General features: G+C 61.1%; 1 pseudogene (running past one end of the window). It reads left to right on the top strand.

The features are described 5' to 3' along the window. Positions 1-324, top strand: a pseudogene (locus HX824_RS32205) (sigma 54-interacting transcriptional regulator) (its annotated part continues 361 nt past the right edge of the window); the annotation flags it as partial.

Here is a 324-nt window from a genome sequence, read left to right as displayed (position 1 = left end):
TGCTGCGGGTATTGCAGGAGCGTGAAGTAGTGCGCCTGGGTTCGCGCAAAAGCATTCCGATCAATGTGCGGGTGCTGGCGGCGACCAACGTGCAGCTGGAAAAAGCCATCAACGCCGGGCATTTCCGCGAGGACCTGTTCTACCGCCTGAACGTGGTCAACCTGGAACTCAGCCCGCTGCGGGATCGCCCCGGCGATATCCTGCCGCTGGTGCAGTATTTCATCGATACCTACACCCGCCGCCTCGGCTATGGCGAGATCATCTTGAGCAAGGAAGCCGAGCAACGCCTGGCCACCTACAGTTGGCCGGGGAATATCCGCGAGC

Source organism: Pseudomonas sp. D4002, from assembly GCF_013385665.1.
Taxonomy (GTDB): Bacteria; Pseudomonadota; Gammaproteobacteria; order Pseudomonadales; family Pseudomonadaceae; genus Aquipseudomonas.
The sequence above is the reverse complement of the archived record's forward strand: the minus strand, read 5'-3'. Positions and strand labels throughout refer to the sequence as shown.